Origin of the sequence: Bifidobacterium amazonense, assembly GCF_018555435.2 — a bacterium.
Taxonomy (GTDB): domain Bacteria; phylum Actinomycetota; class Actinomycetes; order Actinomycetales; family Bifidobacteriaceae; genus Bifidobacterium; species Bifidobacterium amazonense.
Genome location: NZ_JAFEJT020000096.1, coordinates 1 through 6,137, shown reverse-complemented (window position 1 = coordinate 6,137; position 6,137 = coordinate 1). Strand labels below are relative to the sequence as shown.

Genomic DNA, 6,137 nt, shown 5'->3' with positions numbered 1-6,137 from the left:
AAGGCCCAAGGCCAGTGATCGCCGCGACGCGGATGTAAAAATGGCCGCATCTCGAAGATGCGGCCCCTATAGCACGTTCAAGGATGGCGCATGGCTGAAGTGGCCTGGTTTTGTTCCGTTTCATAGCGGAGACGGAACAGAACCAGGCCGCTTCATAAGGCCGAACCGTTACAGACAATGAATCCGGATAACTGTGTCATGGAATGGTTGAAAAGGAAAGGATGCTGATCATGGATTTTGAGAAGGAGCTGAAGGTCACGGAGACGAATATTCCGGGCTTGTTGGTGTTTGATCTGCCGGTGCATGGTGATAGTCGTGGCTGGTTCAAGGAGAACTGGCAGCGTGCGAAGATGACCGCGTTGGGTCTGCCTGATTTCGGTCCGGTGCAGAACAACATTTCGTTTAATGCGACGAAGGGCGTGACGCGTGGCATTCATGCGGAGCCGTGGGACAAGTACATCAGTATCGCGGCTGGTTCGATTTTCGGCGCGTGGGTGGATTTGCGTCCGGGTGAGAGCTTTGGTCAGGTGTTCACGACGCGTTTGGATCCGTCGAAGGCGATCTTCGTGCCGCGTGGCGTGGGCAACAGCTTCCAGGCGTTGGAGGACGGTACGGTGTACACGTATCTGGTGAACGCGCACTGGAGTCTGGAGCAGAAGAAGACGTACACGTTCGTCAACCTGGCCGACCCGGAGTTGGACATCCGGTGGCCGATCCCGCTGTCGGAGTCGGAGCGCAGCGAGGCGGACCTGCATCACCCGATGCTCAGGGACGCCAGGCCGATGGCGCCGAAGCGTACGCTGGTGACGGGCTGCAACGGCCAGTTGGGTCGTGCGATCCGCGCGTACGCGGAGGCGCACGGTCTGGAGGGTTTCGAGTATACGGACATCGACGAGTTCGATTTCTCCGATCCGGCCGCGTACGACAAGTACGACTGGAGCCTGTACGGGACGATCATCAACGCGGGCGCGTATACCGCGGTCGATAAGGCGGAGACCGCGGAGGGCCGTCCGGTCGCGTGGAAGGCGAACGCGCAGGGTCCCGCCTTGTTGGCCCGTGTGGCGAGGGATCATCACATCACGCTCGTGCATGTCAGCTCGGACTACGTGTTCGATGGCACGCTCGAGGAACATACGGAGACCGAAGGCTTCGCGCCGTTGGGTGTGTATGGGCAGACCAAGGCGGCGGGCGACATCGCGGTGGCCAACGCTCCCGAGCACTATATCCTCCGCAGCAGTTGGGTGATCGGTGAGGGGCATAACTTCGTCAAGACGATGATGATGCTCTCCAACCGCGTCGCGGACGAGAATGACGAGCTGGATCAGGTGACGGTGGTTGATGACCAGTATGGTCGCCTCACGTTCACCAAGGACATGGCCGAGGCGATCTTCCATCTGCTCGACAGCCATGCGCCGTATGGCACGTACAATCTGACCGGTTCGGGTGCGGTCAGGAACTGGGCTCAGATCGCGGCCGCCGTGTTCGAGCGGACGAACGGCAACGGGGACAGGGTCAGGCCGATCAGCACGGCCGAGTATTTCGCGAATGCGAAGAACCCGGTGTCCCCGCGTCCGGTGTATTCCGCGCTCGACCTGAGCAAGATCGAGGCGGCGGGTTACACGCCGGCCGACTGGGAGAAATCCCTCACCGCATACGTGGATAAGGAGCTTGCGAAGTAAGAGGTAACGGAATCGCGCTTCGCGCGATGCTGTTTATTAGCGGCCTTCGGCCGCGGAGCTCCCCCACCCGACTTCGTCGGGAGCCCCCTCAGTGAGGGGGCCAAGGCTACCGCCAGCTTTATACCGACAAAATAATGCTGGCGGAGCCTCGGCCGTCCTGCAATTACGGACGGGCTTCGCCCGCGTTTTGCTGGCTCGCCTGTCGGCTCGCACATCGCCTACAAACGGCTCTGCCGTTTGCTTTACGGCGATGTCCTCACTGAGCTCGCGGCCGCAGGCCGCCAAACAAACGGCATCGCGCGCAGCGCGATTCCGAGACCAAGCGGACGCTCCGACCGAATCTATGCACGGCACGATGCCTCAGTGAGGGGGCCGCGGAGAACTCCGATCACCCGAATTCCACGAAGCCGGTGTCTTTGAGGTAGTGCTTGCCTACGCTCATGTCGTACTGGATGAGCCGGTATTCGGCCAGCATCCGCTTCGCCTTGGCCGGGAGGTCCTCCTCCGCGACCACCTTGCCCGAAGCGTCCAGATAGGTCGGCTTGTCGGTGCCGCTGCCCGAACCGGCCGGTCCGATCGCCGGAATCGCCTCGCGCATGGCCGTCAGAAACGCCAGATACGGCGTGACCTTCGCGTTCATATGCTCCGCGGCCTGCGCCATGAAATAGTTCGACGACGTGTATCCGGAAGCCGACTGCACGGCGCCCCGCGAGGCCGACGCGGCGTTCGACCAGATGAAGTAGTCGGTCTCGTGCAGCGTAACGGAATTCGCCGGATCGGACGCGGCCGTCGCATAGATGCCGGGCAGATGATCGCCGTAGTAGATCACCGTGATCGGCCGGTCGATCCGGTCCAGCTGGGCGAGGAACTCCCGCGTGTACTGATCGGTGTAGTTCACGCCCTTCGCATACGTGTCGATCGACGTGCGCTCCGCGTCGGAGACGTTCTCCGACGTGTCTGCGTCCTTGAACTGGTTGTCGCGATACCAGTCGTTGTACGGCATGTGGTTCTGCATGGTGACGACCTGGATGAACTGCCGGTCGGCGTCGTTCACATGCTCCAGCACGTTCGCATACGTCGCCTCGTCGGACGAATACCACGCCGAGTCGATCGGATGCAGTCCCGACATCGCGTTCTTGCCGTCTTTCGCCCAGAACGTCGAAAAACCGAACTTGCGGTAGTTGACGTCGCGGAAGTACATGTTCCGGTCGAACGAATGGAACGCGATCGAACTGCCGCCGGTCTCGCTCCACAACTGGTTGAACGACGGCGACCATTGCTGTCCCGGCACGAGCTGCTGGTAGGCGACGGACAGCGACGAATCGTAGTTCGCCATGCTCAATCCCGTCAGCGCCTGGTACTCGATGTTCGCCGTGCCGCCGCCGTAGCCGGGGGAGAGCATCAGTCCGGACGTCGTGCCGGCCTTGACCGACCGGATATACGGCATCGGATCCTCGCTGAACGAGACGCCGGGCACGCGGTTCGGATCCGAGAACGATTCGGACAGCAGCAGGATCACGGTGCCGTCCGTCATCTGGTTCGCACGCGACCGGTTGATCTGACTGGCCTGTTTCGCGTACTTGGCCGCCAGCTGCTCCATGGCGTCCTTGTTGTACCCTTCCGGCTTGTCCATCGCCTTGGTGTGCGCGAGACGCAGGAAGTTGATCGCCGGCCCGTTGTTCTTCGCGTCGCCGTACGCGTTCCACAGCTGCGGCGCATCGCCCATGCGCCGCGACCATTGCTGCGCGCCCGACCCGCTGACGCCCAGGTTCCACGTGAACGATACGAACAGCGTCGCCGTCAGCATAAGCGTGAACACGCGCATGCAGTTGCACGCGACGGTTTTGGGATCGCGGAACGGATGACGCCAGCTGAACGGGATGAACCCGTTGCGCCCGTCAAGCAACTGCAGCGCGACGCAGCCGGCCACGAACCAGGCCAGCAACCCGACGGCCCCGTGGACGAGCGGCAGGCTGTCGGACGGTACGAACGACATGATGTCGCCGGAATTGCCGCCCGAAATGAAACTCATGTCGGCGGGGATCACCGGTTCGTTGCGCAGCTTCACCTTGATCGCGTTCGCCACGGCGAACACGACCATCGTCGCGCCGAACGCGGCGGTCGCGATCCAGAACCGGTTGATCAGCAACGTCAGCAGCAGATAGATCAGTCCCAATATCAGAAAATTCAGCAGCCAGACGTACCGCTGCTCCAGCCACATCTGACTGACGAACCGCGTCACCTGACCGGCCACGCTCTGCTGGATGCGCGTGGTCGCGTCCACGCTGTCGGGATCGTCGTACTGCGGCTCCGTATACATGCCCCACTGCAGGCCGGTCACCGACGCCGCGGTGACGACCGTGAACACGATGAAGTAGCACGCGTAGGAGAACCGCATGCGCATGCGCCACAGTTCGCGGATCGCGCGGGCCGCGACGAGGAGCGTCCCGCGGATGCGACGCGCGTGCGGATGGTTCCATACACGCACGATCGTCGCGCGCAGGGTCGCGTCGAGCGGCAGCGTCGCGTCGTCCGTCGGCGATGCCGATGCCTGCTGCGATGAGGCTGTCTGCGGTTGCGTTGTTTCCTGCGTCATGTCGTACGTCCATCTCCGTCGGTAGGGCCTCGCACATTGTAGTCGGGAGTTCAGAAAACGTTCACCGTACGGCAACCTTGTGCGGGCCGATGGATGGGGGATGCGGGACGTCGACGGGGATGGCGACGCGGCGTCCGGTGACGCTGCGGCCGGTCGTGCGGCCGGCCCCGTCGCACGGAGCCGTGGCCTGCGGCACGACGACCGCACGTCTGTCCGCCGGGAACGTCTCCGGCGCGCGGAGCCGTGGATATGACGTGCCTATGGCGCGACGGACCCGTGCCGGCTACGATGGGAGCGTTACGAAAGAGGGGCGACATGACGGCTTACATGGACCACAAGGATCTGGCGAACGAGACGATCGACGCGCAGCGCACGCTGCAGATCGCGGACGGCGTGCATCGCGTGATGGACGAGGTCGCGCGGGCCGAATCGGCGGCGGGCCGCCCGGCCGGATCCGTGAAGCTGCTCGCGGCGACCAAGACGCGCGACGTCGGCGAGATCATGGCCGCGATCGACGCAGGCATCCGCATGATCGGCGAGAACCGGCCGCAGGAGGTCGCCGTCAAGGCCGCGGGACTGGCCCGGCTGTGCGCGGAACGCGGGTTCTCGCTCGGTGCGGCCGACGCGGCCGGGTCCGCGGCATCCGCGACGTCCGCAGCAGACCCCACGCACATCCCGTTCCACCTGATCGGCCAGCTGCAAAGCAACAAAATCGGCAAGGTGCTGCCCGTCGTCGACACGATCGAATCCGTCGACTCGATCGACGCGGCCGAAAAGATCTCCCGCCGAGCCGTCGCGCGCGGCATCACCGTCGGCGTCCTGCTCGAAGTCAACGAATCGGGCGAGGCGTCGAAATCCGGCTGCGATCCGGCGCACGCGATTCTGCTCGCGCAGCGCATCGGCACGCTCGCCGGACTCGAACTGCAGGGACTCATGACGATCGGCGCGCACGTCGACGACGAGACGACCATCCGCCGCTGCTTCGCGCACCTGCGCAAGACGCGCGACCAGATCCTCGACGCGGGCGAGCCCGGCACCGAACACTGCACCGAACTGTCGATGGGCATGACGCACGATCTGGCGCTCGCCATCGCGGAAGGCTCGACGATCGTGCGCGTCGGCACCGGCGTGTTCGGCGAGCGCGCGTTCATCTGACGTTTGTCGTGCGCGATGTCGCGATGTGACGGACGTGTGCGTTCGCGCGCGACGCGGGCGTGCCATCGCGCGTAATCGTCGCGTGTGCCGCGACTGTGCCGCGGCGCTCATTTCGCGACGACTGCGGCGACTACACTGTGCTGTATGAGAATTGCACGATTTTCGCTCAAAGGCACTCCCCGCTACGCGTTCGTCCAGAACGACCCGACCGACCACAAGGACTATCTGATCGAGCTCAACGGCTATCCGCTGGGCGCCGGCGCCGTCGAGCCGACCGGCAACCGCTACGCGCTGGACGCCGAGGGCGTGCGACTGCTCGCCCCCGTGCTGCCGTCCAAGGTGTTCGGCCTGGCCAAGAACTACGAGGCGCACGCGCAGTTCATGCACGCCGCCGGCCATTCCGAGGTCGCCCACGCGCCCGAGAACATGGTGATCTTCACCAAGCCGAGCACGTCGGTGATCGGCCCCGACGATCCGATCGTCATCCCGCCGTTCAGCCACGACATGAACTTCGAGCCGGAAGTGGCCGTGGTCATGGGCCGCATCGCCAAGAACGTGCCGGTCGAGAAGGCCATGGACTACGTGCTCGGCTTCACGTGCGTCAACGACGTGACGCTACGCGACCTGCAGGGCATGGACCCGATGTGGACGCGCGCGAAGGGCTTCGACACGTCCTGCCCGCTCGGCCCGTGGATCGTCGCGCGCGA

Annotated in this window: 5 protein-coding genes; 4 read left to right on the top strand and 1 reads right to left on the bottom strand. The window is 64.0% G+C overall.

Annotation, left to right across the window (positions count from 1 at the left end):
* Both JS533_RS13155 and JS533_RS13150 read left to right on the top strand, forming a co-directional pair.
* Positions 1–181 (top strand): hypothetical protein (locus JS533_RS13155; protein ID WP_241515221.1); only part of this gene is annotated, 181 nt, incomplete at its 5' end.
* Positions 182–230: 49 nt separating this feature from the next.
* A complete protein-coding gene (locus JS533_RS13150) occupies positions 231–1,679 on the top strand; it encodes a sugar nucleotide-binding protein (RefSeq protein WP_241515220.1) in 1,449 nt (482 codons plus the stop codon).
* 388 nt (positions 1,680–2,067) lie between these two features.
* On the opposite strand, the gene JS533_RS13145 is transcribed toward JS533_RS13150, so the two are convergent.
* Positions 2,068–4,275, bottom strand: coding sequence for an LTA synthase family protein (locus tag JS533_RS13145; RefSeq protein WP_241515218.1), 2,208 nt, complete (start codon positions 4,273–4,275; stop codon positions 2,068–2,070).
* Positions 4,276–4,590: 315 nt separating this feature from the next.
* Between JS533_RS13145 and JS533_RS13140 the strand changes: the two genes are divergently transcribed.
* The gene (locus JS533_RS13140) at positions 4,591–5,430 is read left to right on the top strand and encodes a YggS family pyridoxal phosphate-dependent enzyme (protein WP_241515216.1); all 840 of its coding nucleotides are present in this window, start codon (positions 4,591–4,593) and stop codon (positions 5,428–5,430) included.
* 144 nt (positions 5,431–5,574) lie between these two features.
* A partial coding sequence (locus JS533_RS13135; protein WP_241515214.1) for a fumarylacetoacetate hydrolase family protein occupies positions 5,575–6,137 on the top strand: 563 nt, incomplete at its 3' end.

Bases quoted from the DNA above. Each gene is read 5' to 3' on its own strand.
- JS533_RS13150 (WP_241515220.1), top strand. From the start codon at position 231: ATGGATTTTGAGAAGGAGCTGAAGGTCACGGAGACGAATATTCCGGGC.
- JS533_RS13145 (WP_241515218.1), bottom strand. From the start codon at position 4,275: ATGACGCAGGAAACAACGCAACCGCAGACAGCCTCATCGCAGCAGGCA.
- JS533_RS13140 (WP_241515216.1), top strand. From the start codon at position 4,591: ATGACGGCTTACATGGACCACAAGGATCTGGCGAACGAGACGATCGAC.